This window comes from Clostridium estertheticum (assembly GCF_018861295.1).
In the GTDB taxonomy this organism is placed as follows: Bacteria; Bacillota; Clostridia; order Clostridiales; family Clostridiaceae; genus Clostridium_AD; species Clostridium_AD estertheticum_D.
The window spans coordinates 1-1,717 of sequence record NZ_JAHLDM010000074.1 but is presented as its reverse complement, the minus strand read 5'-3'; the positions used below and the strand labels follow the sequence as shown (position 1 = coordinate 1,717).

Below are 1,717 nucleotides of genomic sequence, written 5' to 3'. Positions count from 1 at the left end.
AGTGATAGGTCCCATAGCATACATATCTTTGTCTTCTATCATAGATACTTCAGCACCATATTTCTCAAGCTCAAACATTTTTTCCATTAGTTTAGAAGTAACTCCACCGTCAGATACAAGTAAAATTTTTGTCTTTTTCATAATAATTCAGTCTCCTTTTTTTTATGATTTGCAAGTAATTTAGTGCATTAGAATAACATATATCCAGTTTTCAAAATTATATTTTATGACCTATTACTTAAGCAAATCAAAATGTATTTCAGGTTTTCTTTTATACACTCCATGTGAAGTACCAACTGCTTAATTTCTCATATTGTTGACGCCTATAACGTGTACATTTAAATGTTTATTAGTCTTTTTAAAATTGAGGTTGCACTCCATTAACTATTGGTAGTTTAGTATCTTTCTTAATTGTTCTTATTAAAATATCTTTCATAAGTTTAGGACTGTTTTTAAATGCATCTATTGTTGAACCAGCCATATGCGGAGTAATTGTTATATTATCAAGTTTTAAAATCATATCTGATTCTTGTATAGGCTCAACATCAAAAACATCAAGTGCTGCTCCTGCTATTTTACCTTTACTTAGTGCTTTTTCGACACTCTTCTGATCTACTAATCCTGAACGTGCTGTGTTTACAAGTATAGAATTAGGTTTCATTAGTTTAATTTCATTTTCACCAATCATATGATACGTTTCATTTGTAAGTCTTGCATGAATAGACACTATATCTGCATTTTTAAGCAGGTATTCTAATTCAACTAGTTTTACACCTTCTATGTTCTCTTTAACAAATGGATCATAGGCTATTATATTACATCCAAAAGCTCTTAGGTATCCACCAACAAGATGCCCTATATATCCATAGCCTACTAATCCAATAGTTTTATTATATAATTCTGGGACTGAATCACTATTGGGGAAGTTTTTTCTCCATATGCCATCCTTTAGAGCAGCATGAGATCTCGCTATATTTCTAATTTCAGATAACATCATTCCAATTGTAAATTCAGCAACTGCTCTAGAATTACGTCCTGGAGTGTTAAAAACTGATATTCCTTTTGAAGATGCATATTCAAATGCAATATTTTCAAATCCACCTCTTAATACACATATAAGTTTAAGATTTTTTGCTTTATCTATTAATCTTTTAGACACTGGTGTAAATTGCACTACTAATATGTCATAATCTTCGATATTTTCAATTAGTTCTTCAGGTAATGTTATAACATCTGGACCATTTTGTTCAACAAAAAGATTATCTTTCTGAAGCATTTCCAAGTTATCATGACTCCATTCTCTAGTCAAAACGTCAATCCCGTATTCCTGTAATCCATCTAACCCTTCAGCCATAACTTGTTTAGAAATAAATTTGTCTCCAATTGCTAGTAATTTCATTTTTACCTTCACCTAACCCCCATTTTCTGACATAAGCCTTTTAAGTTAATACCTTTTATCTAATATATTAAAATTATTTTTCATCAATTTCTAATATTTCAGAACTAAATATTTTATAAGCCTCTTCTGTTGAAGTCGCAGTGTACAATCTTTCTGTTTTATCCTCATATTTACAAAAATTAACTATATCCCTTAAATAATTAATATGGTTGTTTTCTCCTTTAAGTGCAAGCATAAAAATTATGCCAACATCTATTTCACTTTTATCATCTTCCATTTTACAAAATTTAATTGTTTTTTTAGAAATCCCCATTATGA

At 29.7% G+C, this 1,717-nt stretch carries 2 protein-coding genes; both read right to left on the bottom strand.

Translation table 11 applies throughout. The features are described from left to right. Positions 1-358: 358 nt before the first annotated feature. On the bottom strand, positions 359-1,399 hold the full coding sequence (locus KPL54_RS25650) for a 2-hydroxyacid dehydrogenase (RefSeq protein WP_216109308.1): 1,041 nt from the start codon (positions 1,397-1,399) through the stop codon (positions 359-361). 73 nt (positions 1,400-1,472) lie between these two features. Beyond that, positions 1,473-1,717, bottom strand: a 245-nt coding sequence (locus KPL54_RS25645) for a PTS sugar transporter subunit IIA (RefSeq protein WP_216109307.1), incomplete at its 5' end; no start/stop codon positions are given.